Source organism: Streptomyces yokosukanensis (assembly GCF_001514035.1).
GTDB classification, from domain to species: Bacteria; Actinomycetota; Actinomycetes; order Streptomycetales; family Streptomycetaceae; genus Streptomyces; species Streptomyces yokosukanensis.
Genome location: NZ_KQ948213.1, coordinates 47,154 through 68,032 on the forward strand (window position 1 = coordinate 47,154; position 20,879 = coordinate 68,032).

At 73.2% G+C, this 20,879-nt stretch carries 20 protein-coding genes and 1 riboswitch; of the genes, 9 read left to right on the plus strand and 11 right to left on the minus strand.

Annotated elements, in window-relative coordinates; genetic code table 11:
- Positions 1-47: 47 nt before the first annotated feature.
- The 3 genes from AQI95_RS20170 to thiO form a co-directional block, all read right to left on the minus strand.
- Positions 48-842 (minus strand): thiazole synthase, encoded by a 795-nt coding sequence (locus AQI95_RS20170; RefSeq protein ID WP_067125212.1) that lies wholly within the window; start codon positions 840-842, stop codon positions 48-50.
- A gap of 3 nt (positions 843-845) precedes the next feature.
- Complete coding sequence (gene thiS / locus AQI95_RS20175) at positions 846-1,064, minus strand: sulfur carrier protein ThiS (RefSeq protein WP_067125215.1); 219 nt, start codon at positions 1,062-1,064, stop codon at positions 846-848.
- Positions 1,061-2,221, minus strand: coding sequence for a glycine oxidase ThiO (gene thiO / locus AQI95_RS20180; RefSeq protein ID WP_067126266.1), 1,161 nt, complete (start codon positions 2,219-2,221; stop codon positions 1,061-1,063). Before thiO ends, thiS begins: the two co-directional genes overlap by 4 nt.
- A riboswitch (TPP riboswitch) is annotated at positions 2,219-2,330 on the minus strand. Its footprint overlaps the gene before it by 3 nt.
- Before the next feature lie 53 nt (positions 2,331-2,383).
- Here thiO and AQI95_RS20185 point away from each other — a divergent pair.
- The 6 genes from AQI95_RS20185 (at position 2,384) to AQI95_RS20210 (ending at position 7,332) form a co-directional block, all read left to right on the plus strand.
- Positions 2,384-2,734 carry an avidin-fold protein gene (locus AQI95_RS20185; RefSeq protein ID WP_067125218.1) on the plus strand — a complete coding sequence of 117 codons (351 nt, stop codon included), beginning with the start codon at positions 2,384-2,386 and terminating at the stop codon, positions 2,732-2,734.
- A 32-nt stretch (positions 2,735-2,766) separates the two neighbouring features.
- Positions 2,767-4,011: an NAD(P)/FAD-dependent oxidoreductase gene (locus AQI95_RS20190; RefSeq protein ID WP_244188798.1), complete on the plus strand. Its 1,245-nt coding sequence runs from the start codon at positions 2,767-2,769 to the stop codon at positions 4,009-4,011.
- A gap of 186 nt (positions 4,012-4,197) precedes the next feature.
- Positions 4,198-4,563 (plus strand): Rv2175c family DNA-binding protein, encoded by a 366-nt coding sequence (locus AQI95_RS20195; protein ID WP_067125223.1) that lies wholly within the window; start codon positions 4,198-4,200, stop codon positions 4,561-4,563.
- A gap of 93 nt (positions 4,564-4,656) precedes the next feature.
- Positions 4,657-5,304, plus strand: a complete 648-nt coding sequence (thiE, locus tag AQI95_RS20200) for a thiamine phosphate synthase (protein WP_067125226.1) — start codon at positions 4,657-4,659, stop codon at positions 5,302-5,304.
- Between the two features lie 109 nt (positions 5,305-5,413).
- Positions 5,414-6,337, plus strand: a complete 924-nt coding sequence (gene metF / locus AQI95_RS20205; RefSeq protein ID WP_067125229.1) for a methylenetetrahydrofolate reductase [NAD(P)H] — start codon at positions 5,414-5,416, stop codon at positions 6,335-6,337.
- A 56-nt stretch (positions 6,338-6,393) separates the two neighbouring features.
- On the plus strand, positions 6,394-7,332 hold the full coding sequence (locus AQI95_RS20210; RefSeq protein ID WP_067125232.1) for an SCO2102 family sporulation regulator: 939 nt from the start codon (positions 6,394-6,396) through the stop codon (positions 7,330-7,332).
- 14 nt (positions 7,333-7,346) lie between these two features.
- Here AQI95_RS20210 and AQI95_RS20215 read toward each other — a convergent pair whose 3' ends face one another.
- The 5 genes from AQI95_RS20215 to AQI95_RS20235 form a co-directional block, all read right to left on the minus strand.
- A complete protein-coding gene (locus tag AQI95_RS20215; RefSeq protein ID WP_067125235.1) occupies positions 7,347-8,858 on the minus strand; it encodes a phytoene desaturase family protein in 1,512 nt (503 codons plus the stop codon).
- Between the two features lie 47 nt (positions 8,859-8,905).
- Positions 8,906-9,508, minus strand: a complete 603-nt coding sequence (locus AQI95_RS20220) for a DUF4126 domain-containing protein (protein WP_067126270.1) — start codon at positions 9,506-9,508, stop codon at positions 8,906-8,908.
- 372 nt (positions 9,509-9,880) lie between these two features.
- Positions 9,881-10,510 (minus strand): TetR/AcrR family transcriptional regulator, encoded by a 630-nt coding sequence (locus AQI95_RS20225; RefSeq protein WP_067125238.1) that lies wholly within the window; start codon positions 10,508-10,510, stop codon positions 9,881-9,883.
- Positions 10,511-10,557: 47 nt separating this feature from the next.
- Positions 10,558-12,642, minus strand: a complete 2,085-nt coding sequence (locus AQI95_RS20230; RefSeq protein WP_067125241.1) for a YhgE/Pip domain-containing protein — start codon at positions 12,640-12,642, stop codon at positions 10,558-10,560.
- Complete coding sequence (locus AQI95_RS20235) at positions 12,629-13,441, minus strand: ATP-binding cassette domain-containing protein (RefSeq protein WP_067126273.1); 813 nt, start codon at positions 13,439-13,441, stop codon at positions 12,629-12,631. The genes AQI95_RS20230 and AQI95_RS20235 overlap by 14 nt, the downstream gene beginning before the upstream one ends.
- 171 nt (positions 13,442-13,612) lie before the next feature.
- Here AQI95_RS20235 and AQI95_RS20240 point away from each other — a divergent pair, with 171 nt between their 5' ends.
- From AQI95_RS20240 to AQI95_RS20250, 3 genes are all read left to right on the plus strand, one after another.
- Positions 13,613-14,176, plus strand: a complete 564-nt coding sequence (locus tag AQI95_RS20240; protein ID WP_067125245.1) for an SAV_6107 family HEPN domain-containing protein — start codon at positions 13,613-13,615, stop codon at positions 14,174-14,176.
- Positions 14,177-14,301: 125 nt separating this feature from the next.
- On the plus strand, positions 14,302-15,129 hold the full coding sequence (locus tag AQI95_RS20245; protein ID WP_067125249.1) for a class I SAM-dependent methyltransferase: 828 nt from the start codon (positions 14,302-14,304) through the stop codon (positions 15,127-15,129).
- Between the two features lie 277 nt (positions 15,130-15,406).
- Positions 15,407-15,790 carry a DUF3040 domain-containing protein gene (locus tag AQI95_RS20250; RefSeq protein WP_067125252.1) on the plus strand — a complete coding sequence of 128 codons (384 nt, stop codon included), beginning with the start codon at positions 15,407-15,409 and terminating at the stop codon, positions 15,788-15,790.
- 258 nt (positions 15,791-16,048) lie between these two features.
- Here AQI95_RS20250 and AQI95_RS20255 read toward each other — a convergent pair whose 3' ends face one another.
- Genes AQI95_RS20255 through AQI95_RS20265 form a run of 3 tightly spaced genes read right to left on the minus strand, consistent with a single transcriptional unit; the run spans position 16,049 to position 20,867 of the window.
- The gene (locus AQI95_RS20255; protein WP_067125255.1) at positions 16,049-18,433 is read right to left on the minus strand and encodes a transglutaminase TgpA family protein; all 2,385 of its coding nucleotides are present in this window, start codon (positions 18,431-18,433) and stop codon (positions 16,049-16,051) included.
- A complete protein-coding gene (locus tag AQI95_RS20260; RefSeq protein WP_067125258.1) occupies positions 18,430-19,791 on the minus strand; it encodes a DUF58 domain-containing protein in 1,362 nt (453 codons plus the stop codon). Before AQI95_RS20260 ends, AQI95_RS20255 begins: the two co-directional genes overlap by 4 nt.
- Entirely contained in the window at positions 19,791-20,867 is a 1,077-nt protein-coding gene (locus AQI95_RS20265; RefSeq protein ID WP_425264890.1) for an AAA family ATPase, read from the minus strand. The genes AQI95_RS20260 and AQI95_RS20265 overlap by 1 nt, the downstream gene beginning before the upstream one ends.
- Positions 20,868-20,879: the final 12 nt, after the last annotated feature.

Genomic DNA, 20,879 nt, shown 5'->3' on the forward strand with positions numbered 1-20,879 from the left:
CTGAGAAGGCACCGCTCCGACACCCGGCCGGACCCATCGGACAGGCCCTAGAACGCCGGTCGCTCGGGATCCAGCCGGGGCATGCCCTCCGTAGGGGACGACGCCTCCGCGAAGTGCCTGCGCGGAATCCGTCCGGCCAGCCGAGCCAACCGCCCCCCTTCCACCGCATGCCTCATGGCGGCGGCCATCCGCTCCGGCTCCTGCGCCCGCGTCACCGCCGAGGCGAGCATCACCCCCGCACACCCCAGCTCCATCGCGAGGGCCGCATCAGAGGCCGTACCGGCACCCGCGTCCAGAATCACCGGCACGCGCGCGTGCTCGACGATCAGCTGGAAGTTGTGGGGGTTGCGAATCCCGAGCCCGGACCCGATCGGCGACCCCAGCGGCATCACCGCCGCGCAGCCCGCGTCCTCCAGCTTCCGCGCGAGCACGGGGTCGTCGTTCGTGTACGGCAGCACCGTGAACCCGTCGTCGACCAGCGTCTCCGCCGCCTCCAGCAGCTCCACCGGATCCGGCAGCAGCGTCCGCTCGTCGGCGATGACCTCCAGCTTGATCAGGTCCGTGCCCAGCGCCTCCCGCGCCAGCCGCGCGGTCAGCACGGCCTCGCCGGCGGTGAAGCAGCCCGCCGTGTTCGGCAGCACCCGGATGCCCAGCCTGTCCAGCACCGACAGCACCGAACCGTGCACGGAGGGGTCCACCCGCCGCATCGCGACCGTCGTCAGCTCCGTACCGGAGGCGACCAGCGCCCGCTCCAGCACCTCCAGGCTGGGCGCACCGCCCGTGCCCATGATCAGCCGCGAGGAGTAGGCCGTACCCCCGAGGACGAAAGAATCGTCGGCCATGGCTCAACCCCCCTGGACCGCGGTGAGGATCTCCACGCGATCGCCCTCGCTCAGCGCCGTGCCCGGCCACTGCGCGCGCGGCACGACGGTCTCGTTGACGGCCGCGGCCACCCCGGAGGGCGCGGCGGCCAGGGACCGTACGACGGTGTCGAGCGAGGTGCCCGAGGCGACCTCCCGGTGCTCGCCGTTGACGGAGATCGAAAGAGTGGCGGAGACGGTCATGCGGGCTGCTCCAGAAGTACGGCGCGAAAGCGCTGCGGCGTGAACGGGCGGGCCTCTTCCGGCAGTTCGCCGTCGGCCAGCAGCTGCGCCAGCACATCGCCGGTGACCGGCGTCAGCAGCACCCCGTTGCGATGGTGCCCGGTGGCCAGCAGCAGCCCGTCGAGCCCGGACGGGCCGAGCAGCGGCGCGTTGTCGGGGGAGGCGGGGCGCAGTCCGGCCCGGGTCTCGGTGAGCGGCAGCTCGGTGATGCCCGGCACCAGCTCATGGGCGTCGCGCAGCAGCTCGTACACCCCGCCGGCGGTGACCGTCGTGTCCCAGCCCAGCTCCTCGCTGGTCGCGCCGACGACCAGTTCGCCGTTCTCCCGGGGCACCAGATAGACATGGCCGCCGCGCACCACGGCCCGTACGGTACGGCTGAGGAACGGCGCGTACCGGGGCGGCACGGTCAGCCGCAGCACCTGCCCCTTGACCGGCCGCACGGGAGGCAGCAGCGCCTCGGGCACCCCCGCGAGCCGTCCGCTCAGGCTGCCGGCCGCGAGCACCACCTGCCCGGCGCCCAGCACGGTGCCGTCCGCCGTGGTGACCCCGGCGGCCCGGCCGCCGACGACGTCCAGCCGCTCGGCCCACACACGGTGGAACGCGACGCCGGCCCGCTCGCACGCGGCCACCAGGGCCGCCGCCAGCCGCCGCGGGTCGATCTGGTGGTCGCCGTCGACCCGCAGCCCGCCGCGCACCCCGGGTGCCAGCATCGGCTCCAGACGCCGGCACTCCCGCCCGGACTGCCACTCCGACTCCAGGCCGCAGCGCCGCTGCAGCGCGTGCAGCTCGCGCAGATGGGCGCGGTCGTCGGCGTCGAGCGCGACCTGGAGGGTGCCGCAGCGTCGATAGCCGAGGTCGTGGCCGGTCAGCTCGGTCAGCTCGGCCGCGAAGTCCGGGTAGCGGCGGGCCGATTCCAGGTTGAGGGCGAGCAGGGTCTCCTCGCCGTAGTGCAGTTCGGTGACCGCGGCCAGCATCCCGGCCGCGACCTGTGCGGCCCCGCCGCCGGGCGCAGGGTCGACCACGGCCGTGGCGAGCCCGCGCTGCGCCGCGCGCCAGGCCGTGGCCAGGCCGATGATTCCGCCCCCGATGACGAGGACGTCGGACGTACGTGACGACATGGGCGTCCAGCCCCTCCCTTCGCCGGCATGACCCGGATCAGGTTCGTACGGTCGGAGGCCGCCAGCCTCCCTCTCAGCCCGGTGCGTCCGGGCTCCCGCGAGTGCTTGTACGGTGGCCACCCTAGCCCGCCCCGCATCTCACCCGTAAGGGAGCCCCTGCCCGTGCCCCGATCCCTCGACGGCCTGACCTTCGCCCCCGTGGCCGACCAAGCCCCAGGTCAGGTGGGCACCAGCACCCGGTTCGCGTACCACGAGAAGAACGGCGAGGTCTGGGCCGAGTACGCGGGCGGCGACGTCGTACGCGGCCATCTGGTCGGCACCCGGCAGGGCGACCGGCTGGACTTCCGGTACGTCCAGCTGAGGACCGACGGGACGACCGCCTGCGGGCACTGCGCGTCCACGGTCGCCGAACTGCCGGACGGGCGGCTGCGCCTCGTGGAGGCCTGGGAGTGGGAGTCCCGGACCGGCTCCGGCACGAGCGTTGTGGAACAGGTCACCGAGCACGCCCGCTGACTGACACTCCGTCACCTGACTATGGTGATCGGGTGAGCGAGCAGACAGCGCAAGAGGGCACGTCACAGGGGCGGCGCGTGGTCGTCGTCGGCGCGGGCATGGCCGGGGTGCAGACCGCGGTCGCCCTGCGGGAACAGGGCTTCAGGGGCGCGATCACCGTGCTCGGCGCGGAGCCCCACCAGCCGTACGACCGCCCGCCGCTGTCGAAGGCCGTGCTGCTCGGCAAGGCCGAGGGCTCCGCCTTCGACGTGGACTTCGAGACGCTCGGCGTCGAGCTGCGGCTCGGCTGCCAGGTGCGGGGCGTGCGCCCGGCCGCGCACGAGCTGGACACCGAGACGGGCCCGGTGCCCTACGACGTCCTGGTCCTCGCCACCGGCGCCGAACCGATCGCCCTGCCCGGCACCGAGGGCGTGCCCGGTGTGCATCTGCTGCGCACCCTGGACGACGCCGAGCGGCTGCGGCCGGTGCTGACCCAGCAGCACGACATCGTGGTCGTCGGGGCCGGCTGGATCGGCGCCGAGTTCACCACTGCCGCCCGTGAGTCCGGCTGCGCGGTGACCGTCGTGGAGGCCGCCGACCGGCCGCTGGCCGGCGTCCTGCCCGCCGAGGTCGCGGCTCCGATGGCCCTCTGGTACGCCGACAGCGGCGCCGAGCTGCGCACGCACGCGCGCGTGGAGCGCGTCGAGCCCGGCGCGGTGGTCCTCGCCGACGGCACCCGGCTGGCCGCGGGCGCCGTCGTCGTCGGCATCGGCGCCCGCCCCGCCACGGCCTGGCTCGCCGGGTCCGGCATCGCGCTGGGCCCGCAGGGGGACGTCCTCGCCGACGCGCACCTGCGCACCTGCGTCGCGGACGTGTACGCCGTCGGCGACTGCGCCTCCTTCCCGTCCGCCCGCTACGGCGAACGCTTGCTCGTCCACCACTGGGACAACGCCCTGCAGGGCCCGCGCACGGTCGCCGCGAACATCCTCGGCGAGACCCTCGCGGCCTACGACCCGGTGCCGTACTTCTGGTCCGAGCAGTTCGGCCGGTTCGTGCAGTACGCCGGCCATCACGCGGCGGCCGACCGCCTGGTGTGGCGCGGCGACCCGGCGGGGCCCGCGTGGACGGTGTGCTGGCTGCGCGAGGACCGCCTCGTGGCCCTCCTGGCCGTCGGCCGACCGCGTGACCTCGCCCAGGGCCGCCGCCTGATCGAGGCGGGCCGAACCATGGACGCGGCGGCCCTGGCCGACCCGGCCCGCCCTTTGAAGAACGCCACCGCGGACGGGGAAACGCCCTGAAGAGCGGCTTACCGGGGGCGCGGGGCCGCACCGGCAGGCGGCTCCGCCGCGATGGGGGTCCCCCGGGTTCGAGCGAAGCCGAGAACGTGGGGGAGCGACCAGCCACGACGGCGCGGCACCCGACCGACGACACCACCCGGTACTTCCCATCGCGGCCACTCCGGCGGAGCGCCTACGCTTGTCGTCGTGACCGAGATTGACGCAAAGATTGATGCTCTCGTCCCCGCCTGGCTCACTCTCCCCGACATCGCCGAACAGTTCGGCGTCGAGGTGACGCGTGTGCGGCAGCTGGTCAAGGAGGGCCAGCTCATCGCCGTACGCCGAGGTGAGAACCGGGCACTGCACGTCCCCGCCGCCTTCATCGACGGGGACAAGGTCGTCAAGGGCCTGACCGGCACCCTGACGCTGCTGCGGGACGACGGCTTCACGGTCGAAGAGATGATCGAGTGGCTCTTCACCCCCGACCCGACCCTGCCCGGCACCCCCGCGCAGGCCCTGAGCGAGAATCGCGGCACGGAGGTGAAGCGCCGCGCCCAGGCGCTCGCCTTCTGAGCCGACCCGCACCACGAGAGGTGGCGTGCGGGCCGTCGCAGCCCGTACGCCACCCGCACAAGCCGCCGGGGACACCGACCAGGGGGACCACGTATGTCCGACACCGCACGCACCGCGCTCGCCGACGCCCGCCTGTATCTGTGCACGGACGCGCGCACCCGCCAGGGTGACCTCCCGGAGTTCCTGGACGCGGTCCTGGCCGGCGGTGTCGACATCGTGCAGCTGCGCGACAAGGGCATGGAGGCCGCGCAGGAGCTGGCGCATCTGGAGGTCTTCGCCGATGCCTGCGCCCGGCACGGCAAGCTCCTCGCGGTGAACGACCGCGCGGACGTCGCCCACGCCGCCCGCGCCGACGTGCTGCATCTCGGCCAGGGCGACCTGCCGGTCCCCGCGGCCCGCGCCCTGCTCGGCGACGAGGTGCTGATCGGCCGCTCCACACACGCCGAGTCCGAGGCGGCCGCGGCCGCCTCGCAGGACGGCGTGGACTACTTCTGCACCGGCCCCTGCTGGCCCACCCCCACCAAGCCCGGCCGCCACGCCCCCGGCCTCGACCTGGTCCGGTACACGGCCGGCCTGGGCACCGACCGCCCCTGGTTCGCCATCGGCGGCATCGACCTCGCGAACCTCGACGAGGTGCTGGCCGCGGGCGCCCGCCGGGTGGTCGTCGTGCGCGCGATCACCGAGGCCGACGACCCGGGTGCCGCGGCGGCCGAGTTCGCCAAGCGCCTGCGGCAGGCCTGACGCGCGGCCGATCCGGCAATATGTCCAAGGGATGGACAACAGGTCGACAATTCGGGCAAATTATCGGCGTCCGGTTGGGGGACCGCCCGCCCCTGGCTAACCTGCCCGTATGGCCCTCGGAACCCCATCCACCAGGACTGATCGCGCACGCACCGTGCGAGAGATCCTCGCCACCGGCAAGTCCACGTACTCGTTCGAGTTCTCGGCGCCGAAGACCCCCAAGGGCGAGCGGAACCTGTGGAGCGCGCTCCGGCGGGTCGAGGCGGTCGCGCCCGACTTCGTCTCCGTGACCTACGGCGCCGGCGGCTCCACCCGCGCCGGCACGGTCAAGGAGACCCAGCAGATCGTCGCCGACACCACGCTCACCCCGGTCGCCCACCTCACCGCGGTCGACCACTCCATCGCCGAGCTGCGCAACATCATCGGCCAGTACGCGGACGCCGGGATCCGCAACATGCTCGCCGTGCGCGGCGACCCGCCCGGCGACCCCATGGGCGAGTGGGTCTCCCATCCCAAGGGCCTGACCTACGCGGCCGATCTCGTCCGGCTCATCAAGGAGTCGGGCGACTTCTGTGTGGGCGTCGCCGCGTTCCCGGAGATGCACCCCCGCTCCGCGGACTGGGACACCGACGTCGCCCACTTCGTGGACAAGTGCCGGGCGGGCGCCGACTACGCCATCACACAGATGTTCTTCCAACCGGAGTCGTATCTGCGACTGCGCGACCGCGTGGTGGCCGCGGGCTGCGACACCCCGGTGATTCCCGAGGTCCTGCCCGTCACCAGCGTGAAGATGCTGGAACGGTTGCCCAAACTCAGCAATGCGGTCTTCCCCGACGCTCTGAAAGAGCGGATCGTCACAGCCAAGGACGACCCGGCGGCGGTACGCTCCATCGGTATCGACTTCGCCACGGAGTTCTGTGCTCGGCTGCTCGCCGAGGGAGTGCCCGGACTGCACTTCATCACGCTCAACAACTCCACGGCGACCCTGGAAATCTACGAGAACCTGGGCCTGCACCACCCCCCGCAGGCCTAGACCGGCCGCACCGAGATACGACACACTGCGTAGCGGTCACTGGGAGAGGGGCGTACATGGGCTGGACGGTCCTCTACATCGCGTTCGGTGTCGTCGCACTGTGGTTGCTGGGCGAGGTGCTGCTGCAGTACAAGGCGCGCCTGCGCTGGCGGCTGCTCGCCTTCGTCGGCTTCCTCGGTGTCGTGGTCGGTGTGCTGATGCCGTCCGTGATCGTGATCGGCGTCGGCGCGATCGCCTTCGCCCTCGGTCAGACCTACGTCACCCTGTCCTTCCGTCGCGGCTTCGCCGCCGGGTGGGCGGTCAAGCGCCCCGAGGCCGAGACCGGCGGCACCAAGCGCCGCCGCGGCAAGGCGGAGCGGTACGACCAGGAGCCGGAGGCCGCCGACCCGGAGTACGACGGCACCGCCGACGGCGGGGGCGCCGACCAGCCCGTCTACGGCCAGGCGCACGGCGACTACGAGACCTACGACCGCGACGACGTCTTCACCCCGGCGCGCGCCGCCGACCCGGCCGCCGCCGAGACCAATGCCGTCTACGAGCCGCAGCCCATGCCCGAGGACACCGGCTCCTACGGCGTCTACGGCGACACCGCCACCCACGCGGCCGCGGCCCAGCAGCAGGACGCCGGACAGCAGGCCTACGCCTACGACTACTCGGGCTACGGCCAGCAGGGCTACGGCTACGACGCCGCCGGCCAGCAGCAGGCCTACGCCAACTACTCCGACCCGTACATCGGCAACCAGTCCTACGGCGGCGCCTCGTCGTACGACACCGGCTACTCCGGGCAGTACGGCCAGCAGGGCTATCCCCAGGAGCCGTACACCGGCGGCTACGGCGAGACCCCGGCGGGCGGGGTGTGGGTGCCGCAGCAGCGCACGGACGAGACCTACGGCGGCGAACTCCCGCAGGAGCAGCCCTACCCGTACCAGGGGCACGGCCAGCCGCAGCAGCCTCAGCAGCCCGGCGCCGGGTACGACGAGCAGTACCGCTTCTGAGCCCTGGGCCCGGCTCACTGGGAGCCGCGGAACCCCGAGCCCTCCACGATCAGCCCGGCCACCAGCGCGCCCGACATGCCCGCGTGCGGCAGGCCGCCGCCGGGGTGGGACCAGCCACCGACCCGGTACAGCCCCGGGAGCCGTGTGGTGTTCGCCGGGTGCAGGTAACGGCCCCGACCGGCGGCCAGCGAGGGGGCCGGCACCGCGCCGAGGAACGCGCTCGTCTCGTCGTCGGTGTCGTCGGGGGTGCGCACCTGCTGCCACAGCACGCGGTCCCGCAGGCCCGGTATCGCGGCCTCGGCGGCATCGAGGAGATGGTCCGTGTACTGCCGGACGATGCCCTCCTCGTCCCAGTCGGCGGCGCTCGGCACCACCGCGGACAGCACCATGGACTCATGCCCGTCGTCCGGTCTGAGCGCGGGGTCGCCGGGGCGCAGCACGGTCACCGTGGGTGACGGCGGCCGATCCCCGTCCGCCGAGGCCAGGAAGTCCAGCTCGGACTCCGGGTCCGGCGCGTGGACGACCGTGCGGTGCGCGGCACCGGCCTCGCGCCCGCCGCGCAGAGCCAGCAGCACGGTGAACCGCCCCGGCCGGGTCGCGAACGGATCGGCCCGGACGTCCTCGCCCTTGTCCAGGGGGCGGTCCGTCATCACCTTCAACCGCGCCGGGTCCACGTCCGCCACGACATGGTCGGCCTCGACCACCGTGCCGTCTCTCAGCTCCACGCCCACGGCCCGGCCGTCCTTGTCCAGGATCCGCATGACCTCGGCGTCGAAGACGAACTCGACCCGTCGCTTCAGGCACCGCTCGTACACCGCGCGCGCCAACTCCCGGATGCCGCCGCGCACGTACCAGGTGCCGAAGGCATGCTCCATGTAGGGCAGCACCGCCGCGCTCGCCGGAGCGGTCCGCGGATCGAGGCCGTGGGCGAGCGCGCAGCTGTCCAGCACGGCCGCGAGGCGCTCGTCGCGCAGCTCCGAGGAGCCGATCTCGGACAGGGTGCGCGCCTGCCGGGTGCGCAGCAGGCGGCGCTGCGGGACAGCCGGATACGGATCCTTGTCGGCCAGCACCCGCCAGTTCGGCCACAGCGGCTCCTCCAGCAGCGGCCTGCGGGTACGGTCCCAGGCCTCCCGGGCCCGCACCAGGAACTCGCCCCAGCGCCGGCCCGCGCCCGCGCCCAGTGCCTCGTCCAGGGCCGCGACCACACCCGCGCGCGAGGCGTTCGGCAGCGCCACCTCGGTGCCGTCCGCGAAGACATGCCGCGAGGACGGGTCGACCTGGACCAGCTCGACGCAGTCCTCCAGCGGCTCCTTGCCGGTCTTGACGAACAGGTCGCGGTAGACGGCGGGCAGCGTCAGCAGACCGGGACCGGTGTCGAATCCGAACCCGTCCCGCTCGAACCGGCGCACCCCGCCGCCGTACGTGTCCGTGCGTTCGTACACCACCACCCGGTGGCCCGCGACGGCCAGCCGGGCGGCAGCCGCCATCGCGCCCATCCCGGCGCCGATCACCGCAATCCGTGCCATGCCTGCGACTTTATCGACCGCCACCGACAATCGGGCCCGCGGGCGGGTCAGGGGGAGCGGTCGGCCATCCGCCGCTCCTCGCGCCGCTGCGCCCGCCGCCGCAGGAAGCGCCGGATGCGCGAGACGAGGAACACCAGCGCCAGCAGACCGCCGGCCAGCAGCACGGCCGCGACGACCGCCGCCGCCCCCGGATGGAACATGGCGAACGAGACGACGCCGGCCACCCCGAGATCCTCGGCGCTGCTCAGCACGAAGTTGCTGAACGGCTCCGGCGAGGTGTTGACGGCCATCCGCGTCCCGGCCTTCACCGTATGACTGGCCAGCGCCGTCGAGCCGCCGACCAGACCCGCCGCCACGTCCGACAGCGAACCGCTGTGCCCGGCGAGCAGCGCACCCACCCAGGCACCGGCGAGCGGCCGGATCACGGTGTGCACGGAGTCCCACGCCGAGTCGACATAGGGGATCTTGTCGGCGACCGCCTCGCACAGGAACAGCACACCGGCGACGATCAGCACCTCGGGCCGCTGCAGTGTCTGCGGGACGTCGGCGCTCACGCCCGTCACGCCGAACAGGCCGAGCAGCAGCACCACCGCGTAGGCGTTGATGCCGCTGGCCCAGCCGCTGGTGAAGACCAGGGGGAGTACGGACACGGACGCGATCGTAGCCAGATGGCGGGCCGTCGTCGTGGGCACGCGCGCGGGTGCCTGAGTATCCGTACCTAGGTCGTGAGATGAGTACGTGCGCGGATGAGCCGCGACCTGTGCGGACGCGACAGTGGAGACACGGCAGGGGACACGGCCCGGCACCGCCGACACGGGGCGGCGGAACGGCGCCCGTCACCTGGCCACTCCTTCCGCCGACACGTCGGCGGAAGCGAGTCGGGGGACCCGGGGGAACGACCACCCACGGGGGACCATCGGGGGAGAACCGTACGGGGAATACGGGAGTACGGGGAACACAAGGGGAACGGAAAGGCGCCGGTCCGACAGCGGACCGGCGCCTTTCCCATGCCTGAGGGGTGCTCAGACCCTGCCGCTGACGCGTCCCTGCAGCAGCCGGGACAGGGCGGCGTGGACGTCGTCCAGGGAGCGCTCCGGCTGGAACGACTTCCAGTCGAGCGCGGCCACCAGGACCATGCCGACCAGCGCGGCCGCCGTCAGCTGCACATCGATCTCGTCGCTGAACTCACCGGCCGCCACGCCCTCGCGCAGCACGCCCTCGACCACGGCGACGGCCTCCTGCCGGACCACCATCAGCGTGGACTGCCAGGCCCGGTTGGTGCGCCACAGCTCGGCGACGTACAGCTGGGTGAAGGCCGGGTAGCGGTCGATGAAGACGAGACCCGCGCGGACCATCGCGTCCAGCGCGTCCACCTTGCTGCCGCCCGCGCGCGCGGTCTGCTCCGCCGCCTCCTTCAGCGAGGCGGTGAGCAGGCCCACGCCGTGCCGCAGCAGCTCCTCGAAGAGGACCGACTTGCTCGCGAAGTTGTAGTAGACCGTGCCCTTCGCGACTCCTGCCCGCTCGGCGATCTCGTCCACCGTGGTCGCGGAGAAGCCCTGCTCGGCGATGAGCGTGACGGCCGCCTCGTAGAGCTTCTGCCGGGTGGCCTCACGGCGCGTGCTGCCGCCGGACCTGGCGCTGCTGCTTTCCATGGCCCTGATTCTCACAGGTACGCGCGCGTGCGGCGGCCGCTCGGGGGTCACAGGCTCAGCTCCGGGTGCAGCCGGTCCAGCGTCCACACCTGGCGGCGCCGAGCCGCGAGGGCGCTCAGGGCCAGGGCGCCCGCGGTGAACGCGGCCAGTACGGCACACGCCTGCCAGACCGGGCCGAGCCCGCCGCCCGTGATCAGCCGGCGCAGCGCCTCCACGATGTAGCTCATCGGCAGGAACGGGTGGATCGCGTTGAAGAACCCCGGGCTGGTCTGCACGGGGTACGTGCCGCCCGCGGAGGTCAGCTGGAGCATCAGCAGGGCGAGCACCAGGATCCGGCCGGCCGCGCCGAAGCGGGCGTTCAGCCACTGCACGATCGCCGCGAAGCAGGCCGTGACGAGGCACAGGAAGCCGATCGTGCCGGTCGCGCGCGACATCTGCAGACCGATCGCCCCGTGCAGTACGGCCATCAGGGCGCCCACCTGGAGCACGCCCACCGCGGCCACCGGCAGCCAGCCCGCGAGCGCGATCCGCCAGGCCGGCGAACCGGCCGCCAGGGCACGCCGGTTGAGCGGCGGGATCAGCATGTAGGCGACCATCGCGCCGACCCACAGGGACAGCGGGATGAAGTACGGGGCGAAGCCGGTGCCGTAGTTCGGCGCCTTGTGCAGGTCGTGGGAGGCCAGTTGGACCGGGTCGGCCATCACGTCGGTGCGCTGGTCGCGGTCCTTCCTGTCGTAGTCCGGGATCTTCTTCGCGCCGTCGTGCAGTCCGCCGGCGAGCTTCCCGGAGCCGTCGGACAGCTTGTACAGGCCGCCGTCGAGGGTCTCGGCGCCCGACGCGGCCGTGCCGATGCCCTTGTCCAGCGCGGTGGCGCCGGTCTGGGCGGTGCCGAGCCCGGCGTGCAGCTTCTTGGCACCGGCGGCGACCTTCTGCGCGCCGGCGTTCAGCTTGTCGATCTTCTTGACCGCGTCGTCGACGTCCTCGTACAGGTGCGGTGCGCGCTTTCGCAGGTCCTGCGCCTGCTTCTGGAGGGCGCCGAGGTTGTCCCGCATCGTCTTCAGGTCGCCGTCCTGGTCGGCGATCAGCGTGTTGAGGTCGTCGGCCACGGTGGCCACCTCGGCGGCGGCCTTCTCGGCCCGCTTGAGGTCGGGGCAGATCGGGTCGGGGATCGTGGCGCTCTCGCAGCGTTTCTCGTAGATCCCGGCCAGGACGGCGGAGTTCAGATGGGCGATCTTCGCCGTACCGGGGGCGAGCTTCACCAGGTCGTCGAGATTGTCCTTCACGGTCTTGGCCGAGTCGGCCACCAGCCCGGCGGTGTCCCCGATGGTCTTCTCGTTGTCCTTCAGGAACGGGCCGGTCCTGCCGTAGACGCCGTTGACCTTGTCGGCGAGGGCCTGGGTGCCGTCGGCGACCTGCCCGGAGCCGGTCTGAAGGTCACCGGCGCCCGAGTTCAGCTTCTTCAGGCCCTTGGCCAGCTTGCCGCTGCCGCTCCGGGCGTCCCTGAGCCCGTCGGCGAGGTCCTTCGAGCCCTTCTCCGCCTTCCCGATACCGGTGTTGAGCTTGTCGGCGCCCTCGGCGGCCGTGACCGTCTTGTCGTGGATGTCGGAGAAGGAGACGAAGATCTTGTCGAGGAAGGAGCGGGAGGCCTTGGTGGAGGCGGCCGAGCGGACCTCGTTGAAGACCGTGCGGGAGATCTGGCCGACGATGTAGTTGTTCGCGTCGTTGGTGCGCACCCGGAGGGCGCCGGTCTTCGGGGAGTCGCCGGAACTGGAGGCGATCCGCCGGCTGAAGTCGGCCGGCATGGTCAGCGACAGGTAGTAGGTGCCGTCCTCGACGCCCTTGCGGGCCTCCTCGTCGCTCACCTCGTGCCATGCGAAGGTCCGGCTGTCGCGCAGCCCGTCGACGATGTCGTCACCGGCGGTGATCTTCTTGCCGGCCGCGGTGGCGCCCTTGTCGTCGTTCACCAGCGCCACCGGGATGCGGTCCAGGCGGCCGTACGGATCCCAGAACGACCACAGGTACAGGGCGCCATAGAGCAGCGGCAGCACGAGCAGTGCGACCAGGGCGGCGCGCGGCAGCTTCCCGCGTCCGAAGCGCCTCAGCTCCAGCGCGGCCAGCCTAGGCGAGCGCATCGACGTCCTCCTCCGGGTGGCTCTTGTCGTCGTCCTCGTCCGTGCCGGCCCGTTCGGCACCCCGCGTGCCGCCGTCCCGCACCGCGCCCGTGCCGGCCCGCGCGGCGGCGCCCTGCGGCCCGGTCGTCACGACGACGCAGTCGCCGGGGGCGGTGCGGCAGACGACGGCCACCGTCGTCCCCGCGCGCGCGAGGGACCGCAGCAGGTCCCACAGTTCGGCGCGCTCGGCGTCCGAGAGCTTCAGGTCGACGTCGTCGACGCCGAGCAGCCCGGGCCCACCGAGCAGGGCCAGGGCGATGGACAGGCGCACTTCCTGCGGCCGCTCCAGGTCGCGTACGGCCGTCCGGGAGCCCTTGGGCAGCGATTCGAGGTCCAGTCCGGCGGCGGCCAGGGCCGCGTCGACGCGCAGTCGTGCCTCGTGCGCGCGCTGGGCGCGGGGGCGCAGCAGGGCGCGCAGGGAGTCGCCGAAGCGGCTCTGCAGCAGGGCGCGTTCACGCAGGTGCTCGCCGACGGTCAGGGCCGGCTCCAGATCGGTCACGCCGGCCACGTTGGCCACCGCGCTGATGCGGCGCAGCCGGGCCATGTGCCGGGGCAGCGCGAACCCGCCGACGCCGGCCGCTCCCTCGGTGGGCTTCATGCGCCCCGTGAGCGCGAGCAGCAGGGAGGTGCGGCCGGAGCCGGACGGTCCCTCGATCGCGATCAGCGAGCCCGGCTCCGCGTCGAGCGTGATGCCGCGGAAGGCCCACCCCCGCGGGCCCTTGAGCCCCAGGCCCTCGGCCTTGACGTCCACGCCGTCCACGCCGTCCACAAGCCCCCACCCTTTGGCTTTTTGCACTGACTGGTCAGTGTAAAAATACTCCCGAACCTACGATCGAAGCAAAAGCCCAGGTCAGAACGGATTGTCAGTGCCATACCTCACGATGGGCACATACGGCACCCGTGCCGTCACCCAGACGACAGGAGGTTCGTCATGGCCAATCCGTCCGCAGCCGCCGCCCGTCGGCGCCGCGCCACCGGCCCTGCCCCCTCACTGACCGGCCCGGCGAGCGACGTCCACCCCGTGCCCCGCCGGGCCACGGCCCCGCCCGCCGCCCTCGACCTGCTCGCCCAGGCCCGCGCCGCACTGGAGGAGGCCACCGCCCTGGAAACGCCGAACGAGCGCTATGCGACGGCCCACCTCGCCGCGCTGCGCACCGCCGCGGCCGTGCTCGCCGCCCGGGGCCGCCCCGAGACCTCCCCGCGCCGCCGCACCCGGATCCGCAGCGCCTGGGAAGTGCTGCCCGAGATCACCCCCGAACTGACCGAGTGGAGCGCGCTGTTCGCCTCCGGCGCCGCCCGCCGCGCCCGTGCCGAGGCCGGCATCCAGGGCGCGGCGAGCCGACGGGACGCCGACGACCTGATACGGGACGTGGCGATGTTCCTGCGCATCGTCGAGCGGATGCTCGTCCTCCAGCCGGTCCTGCCCCAGCCCCGCCAGGACGCCGGCGAACGGGACGGCCCGAGTGCGCGCGGTGACCTCCCGGACGCGGGCTGACCACCGGTTCGTCCGCCGTGCGAGACGCGCCCGGCCGTACCCGGCCGCGGTGACCGGGCAGAGCGCCGGAGGCAATAGGGTGGAGTTCGCCTGAAGCGTTCCGCCCTGCCGAGGAGTCAACTGCCGTGTCGGACCCGATGCGCCCGCCCGTCTCCCCCCACCACCCGCAGTGGGCGTCGCTGCGCTCCGACCCGTCCCGATCCCGCGCCTCCCTCCGTACGGCCGTGGTCTGGGAGGTCCTCCAGGACGCCCTCGACCGCCGGGTCAAGGCCACGGGACGGGACGCTCTGGACGTCCTCGACACCGGAGGCGGCAGCGGCAACTTCGCCGTGCCCCTCGCCCGGCTCGGTCACCGCGTCACCGTGGTCGACCCCAGCCCGAACGCCCTGTTCGCGCTGGAGCGCCGCACCGCCGAGGCCGGCGTCGCCGACCGCGTCCGGGGCGTCCAGGGCGATGCGCACGGCCTCTTCGACGTCGTCGAGCGCGGTGGCTACGACGCCGTGCTGTGCCACGGCGTCCTGGAGTACGTCGACGACCCGGCCGAGGGCGTCCGCAACGCCGTCGCGGCCCTGCGCTCCGAGGGCGTCCTCAGCCTGCTCGCCGCCGGCCTCGGCGGGGCCGTGCTCGCCCGTGCGCTCGCGGGCCACTTCTCGGAGGCCCGGCAAGCGCTGCAGGACCCCGAGGGCCGCTGGGGCAGCGGCGACCCGATGCCGCGCCGGTTCACCGCCGAGCAGCTCACCGCGCTGGTCGAGGGCGCGGGCCTGAGGGTCGGCGCCGTGCACGGCGTGCGGGTCTTCGCCGACCTCGTCCCCGGCGTCCTCGTGGACACCGAGCCCGGCGCCCTCGACGCGCTCCTGAAGCTGGAGGTGGCCGCGGCCGAATTGCCCGCCTTCCACTCCGTCGCCACCCAGCTGCACGTGCTCGGTGAGACGCGGGGTGCCGCCGAGGCCTGAGCCCACCACCGGGACACAGCGCTGATCAGGGCCTCGACAGCGGATGGAGTACGCCACAAGACCTCCGATCGAGGGGTTTGCGCCGTATGATCGAGGTACACCACCCGGCATGACGGGTCGGCCGCAGGGGAATGGAAGCCTCAGCGAGCCGGGACGGCCATGGCGGGTTCTGGTTGGCCAATTGGCGTAGAGGGGCGGGTTTCACGGGGGCGATTCCCTGCCTATCCTGAAGGGACCCCCCGGGTCGCCCCGGCGACTGCACGATGAGGAGGACTCCGTGCCGCTCTCGGAGCACGAGCAGCGCATGCTCGAGCAGATGGAGCGAGCGCTGTACGCCGAAGATCCGAAGTTCGCGTCGGCGCTTGAGGGAAGCGGGCTGCGTACGTACACCCGGCGGCGGGTCTACCAGGCGGTCGCGGGCTTCCTCATCGGTATCGCGCTCCTCATGACCGGAATGGTCATGCAGCTGATCTGGGTCAGCGTGGTGGGTTTCCTCGTCATGCTGGGCTGCGCCGTACTCGCCGTCACGGGCTGGCGCAAGGCCCCGAAGCCGGGCGAGCAGCCCGCCGGCGCCGGCCGCCGCCAGGCGCGGCCGAAACGCTCCATGATGGACCGGATCGAGGAGCGCTGGCAGCGCCGCCGGGACGAGCAGGGCCGCTAGCCGCGGCCGCGGCCCTCGGCAGATCGTCGTTGAGGGGTGACCACCGACCGGTGGTCACCCCTCACGCATGCGCCCGACGGCGCGGGGGCGTCCCCACTCGCCGCACCGGACGCCGCTCCTTGACGAGCAAAGGTTGCCTGCCGGGGCACTCGGGCCTGTCCGGCGGATCTTGCCGGAGACGCGGGGCTTGGCACGCCCCACTCACGTGCGCCGACGAGGCACCGCTGCTTTCCTCCGGCCTGATCCGCCGGCCAGGCCCTAGCTCCGCTGCTCCGAGGGCCCGCGCACCGTCGTCCGGGCCGCCGTCACCCGGGCCTTCAGCACCGACCAGCGAGCCGATACCGCCCACAGCACCCGCACCGACGAGCGCGGCAGGAACAGCGCCCGCAGCCGCGCACCGGTGCTCACCGCGGCGCGCAGCCCCTCGCTCACCCGGCGCACGTCATCCGCCGCCCCTGCCACCGGGCGTGGCGCGGGCGCGTACAGCACCTGCTCCACCGCGTCCGCCACCCGGTGCACCGCGGCACCGGCCGCCGGATCCAGCTGACCGAGTTCGACGATCCGGGCCGCCGCCCGGCGGGGCGTCAGTGAGTCGTCCGGTGCGATGCCGTGGTCCCAGGCACTGTCCGTCAGCTCCTGCCAGGCGGCCAGGGTGTGCGCCACCGCGCCCTGTTCGGTCCGGGCATGCCCGCCCAGCCTCACCGACCGCACCCGTGTCCGCCACAGCAACGGCGCCAGCGGAACCGCGGCCACCACCAGGGCGCCCAGCCCGATCAGCAGATACCACCAGGGGCCCGAGCCTCCGCCGCCGCTGTGCGGGGCCGCCGCGGCCGAGGCGGTGTCACAGCCCTGCACCTTGACCAGTTGGGGCGAGCAGCTCTCGCTCGGCGACGCCGCCGCCGAGGGCGCCGTGGACGGCCGGTGCGACGGCAGGTCCTGATCGGGGACGGAGGTGCCGGGCGTGTTCGACAGGGTGTACGACGGCGTGGTGCCACGGGTCGGCGTCGGCTCGAAACGGGTCCAGCCCACGCCCGCGAAGTACAGCTCGGGCCAGGCGTGCGCGTCCTTCTGGTTCACCGTGACCGAGCCGTCGGGCTGCGGGGTCCCCGGCGCGAAGCCCACCGCGACCCGGGCCGGGATGCCCAGGGTGCGGGCCATCGCCGCCATGGCGAAGGAGAAGTGGACGCAGAAGCCCTCCTTCTTCTTCAGGAAGTTCGCGATGGCGTCGGCACCGCGGCCGACCTCCACCTGGGTGTCGTACTGGAAGCCGCCCGCGACGGCGAAGTAGTCCTGGAGCTTGACGGCCTCCTCGTAGTGGTTCCGCGCGCCCGCCGTGACCTGCCTGGCGGTCTCGGCCACCACCTTCGGCAGCACGGACGGCACCTTCGTGTACTCGCGCTTCAGGGCGGCCGGAGGCTCCGGCGCGCTGGACAGCTGCCCGGCGGTCGGCTGCACGTCCAGGCTGTTCACCTGGTAGACCGCGCCCCGGGTGGTCTGGCCGTGGTCGCCGACCAGGGTCATGCCGACCGGCTCGTAGCGCCAGCGGCCGCCGACTCTCACCCCGCTCGGCGGGTACGGCATCGGCAGCCAGTCCTGGGCGTACCAGTTCGCCGCCGAGATCGTGGTCGTCACGGTGCTGCGCTTGACGTCCGCGTCGAGGCCGATGGGCGTGGGGAACCTGTCCGGGACGCCGACGATGTGGCGCTGCGCCGGTTTCCAGGTCGTGCCGTCGAAATCGTCCAGGGAGACTATCCGCAGGTACAGGTCCGAGATGTCGTTCGCGCTGGTCTTCAGCGACAGCACCTGGCGGTCGTCGTCCGTGTTCAGGCTGTCGCGCAGCGACACCAGCGGGTTGACCGCGGAGATCGTCCCCCCGTCGCCGTTGCCCGCGCCCACTCCGGCGCCCGCGCCGTCCAGCAGGCCTCCCTGCATCGCGGGCAGGGCGAGCGGAACCACCAGGGCCGCGCCGAGCGCGACCGCGCCGATCCGGCGGCCGGTGCGCACCGGGGCGACCGCGCCGCCCTCCGGGGAGCCGGGGGCACGGGGCGCGCCGCCGAAGACACGGCCCCACTGCGCCAGCCGGTCCCGGCCCTCGGCGAGCAGCAGCATCAGATAGCCGGCCGCCGCCACCAGGAACCACAGCCAGTCGGCGCCGCCGTCGGACAGCCCGGCGGCCACCGAGTACAGCGCGAGCAGCGGCAGTCCGGCCGGGGCCGCGCTGCGGAAGGTCACCGCGAGCGTCTCCACCAGCAGGCCGACGATCAGGACGCCGCCGATCAGCATCAGCTTGATGCCGTCGGTGAGCGGCGCGGGGATCGCGTACTCGCTGACGTCGTTCGAGCCCTGCTGGATCAGGTCGGCGAAGTGACGGCAGGCGTCCGGTCCCGGGATCAGACCGATGAGCGCGTACTGCCGCGCGAAGACCAGGGTCAGCAGCACCAGGGTGACCAGCGCCTGCGCCGCCACGGTCAGCAGTCGGCCCAGCGGCACCCGGCGGGCCGCCGCCCCCACCCCGGTCTGCACGGCCACCAGCGGGACCAGCTGCAGCAGCCAGGTCGGCTCGGCCACCAGGGGCAGCAGCGCGCAGGAGGTCATCAGCGTGGCCGCCGCCGCGCACAGCGCAAGTCGTGCCCGCCCGCTCATCGCGTCGCCTCCCCGCCCAGGGCGGCCAGGCCCGAGCGCTCCCGGTCCGCCTGCTGCCACAGCGCGTTCGGCGTGGCGCCGCGCGGCACGCTCAGTGCCGTCCAGCCCCCCTCGCGCAGCAGGCGCAGCCGCTCGGCGTGCCGGTCGCCGGGCCGGCGCACGTCGGTCGCCTCCCGCACCCAGGTGTCCGGGTCCAGCACGAAGGCGACGGCACCGCCGCTGCGCCGGCTCATCTTGGCGACGGTCGTGGCCTGTTCCTCGTCCAGGTCGCCCAGGAAGGCGACCAGCAGTCCCTCGTTCCCGCCGCGCAGCACGTCGTAGGCCCGGGACAGGCCCGTGCCGTCGGAGTGGTCGATCACCGCGAGGGTGTCCATCATCAGCCCGGCCGCCTCCGCGGTCTCGTGGCCGCTGCCCGCGAACCCGTCGGCGCCCTCACCGGGCACCAGGCTGCCGCTGTCGGTCAGCAGCCGTACCGAGAAGCCCCGTTCGAGCATGTGCACCAGCACCGAGGCGGCAGCGGAGACCGCCCACTCGAAGGCCGAGTCGGGGCCCGCGCCCTCGTAGGCACCGCCCCGGGTGTCCAGCAGGACGGTGCATCTCGCGCGCCGGGGCTGCTCCTCGCGACGCACCATCAGCTCGCCGTAGCGGGCGGTGGAGCGCCAGTGCACCCGGCGCAGGTCGTCGCCGTGGCGGTAGCCGCGCGGGATCACGTCGTCCTCGCCCGCGAGGGCCAGCGAGCGCTGCCGTCCGTCGCCGTACCCCTTGGCCTCGCCGCTCAGGCGGACCGGGGAGAGCGGCTCCACGCGTGGGATGACCGTGAGGGTGTCGTACGTCGAGAAGGAGCGGGTCAGTTCGCACATCCCGAAGGGGTCCGTCAGCCGCAGCTGCAGCGGGCCCAGCGGGTAGCGGCCGCGCAGGTCGGAGCGGACCCGGTAGGACACCTCGCGGCGGCCGCCCGGCTCCACCCGGTCCAGCACGAACCGGGGGCGCGGCCCGAGCACGTACGGCACCCGGTCCTGGAGCATCAGCAGGCCGGTGGGCAGCCGGGAGACGTTGTCCATCCGCAGATGCACCCGGGCCTCGCTGCCGGCCGGCACGCGCGCGGGGGCGAGCCGGCGGGAGGCGGCCACCCGGTAGCGCGTGCGGTACACCACCGTCGCGCAGATCAGCGGCAGCGCGGCCAGCAGCAGGCCGACCCGCAGCAGATCGCTCTGGCCGAGGACGTACGCGCAGATCGCGGCGGCGATCCCGGCCGCCAGGAAGGAACGGCCACGCGTCGTGAGGCCGGCGAGGGCCGTACGGAAGCCGCCCGTCTCCTCGGGGTCGGCCTCCGCGTGCCCGGTCCCCCCGGTGCTCATCACAGACTCCGCGGGGGCTGCTGGGGATACGCCGGGATCGCGCGGCCCAGACCGCCGAAGCCGTTCTGCTGCCCGGGCGCCGAGGGCACCGGGGTCCGCTGGAGGATCTCCTGCACGACCTGCTCGGCCGTACGACGGTTCAGTTGCGCCTGGGCGGTGGGGAGCAGGCGGTGCGCGAGGACGGCGACGGCGAGTGCCTGTACGTCGTCCGGCAGGGCGTACTCCCGGCCGGCGAGGGCCGCGGACGCCTTCGCCGCGCGCAGCAGATGCAGCGTCGCGCGCGGGGAGGCACCGAGTCTGAGGTCGGGGTGGGAGCGGGTGGCGGAGACCAGCTCCACCGCGTACCTCCGGACCGGCTCGGAGACGTGGACGCCGCGCACCGCCTCGATCAGCTTCATGATCTCGTGGGCGTGCGCCACCGGCTGCAGGTCCTCCAGCGGGCTCACCCCACCGTGGATGTCGAGCATCTGCAGCTCTGCCTCCACGCTCGGGTAGCCGACGGAGACGCGGGCCATGAAGCGGTCGCGCTGGGCCTCGGGCAGCGGGTAGGTGCCCTCCATCTCGACCGGGTTCTGCGTGGCCACCACCATGAAGGGGCTGGGCAGTTCGTACGTCTGCCCGTCCATGGTGACCTGGCGCTCCTCCATGGACTCCAGCAGCGCCGACTGGGTCTTGGGCGAGGCGCGGTTGATCTCGTCGCCGATCACGATCTGCGCGAAGATGGCGCCCGGCTTGAACTCGAAGTCCCTGCGGTGCTGGTCCCAGATGGACACACCGGTGATGTCCGAGGGCAGCAGATCGGGCGTGAACTGGATGCGCCGCACCGAGCAGTCGATGGACCGCGCCAGCGCCTTGGCCAGCATCGTCTTGCCCACGCCGGGGACGTCTTCGATCAGCAGGTGGCCCTCGGCGAGCAGCACGGTCAGCGCAAGCCGTACGACCTCGGGCTTGCCCTCGATCACGCCCTCCACCGAAGCGCGCACCCGCTCCACAGTGGCGGTCAGATCTTCCCCCACCCGCGCATACGCTCGGGCGGGGGCGCCCCCATGGCTCGCTGGATCGTCATAGGTCGACACCCGGCCCTCCTC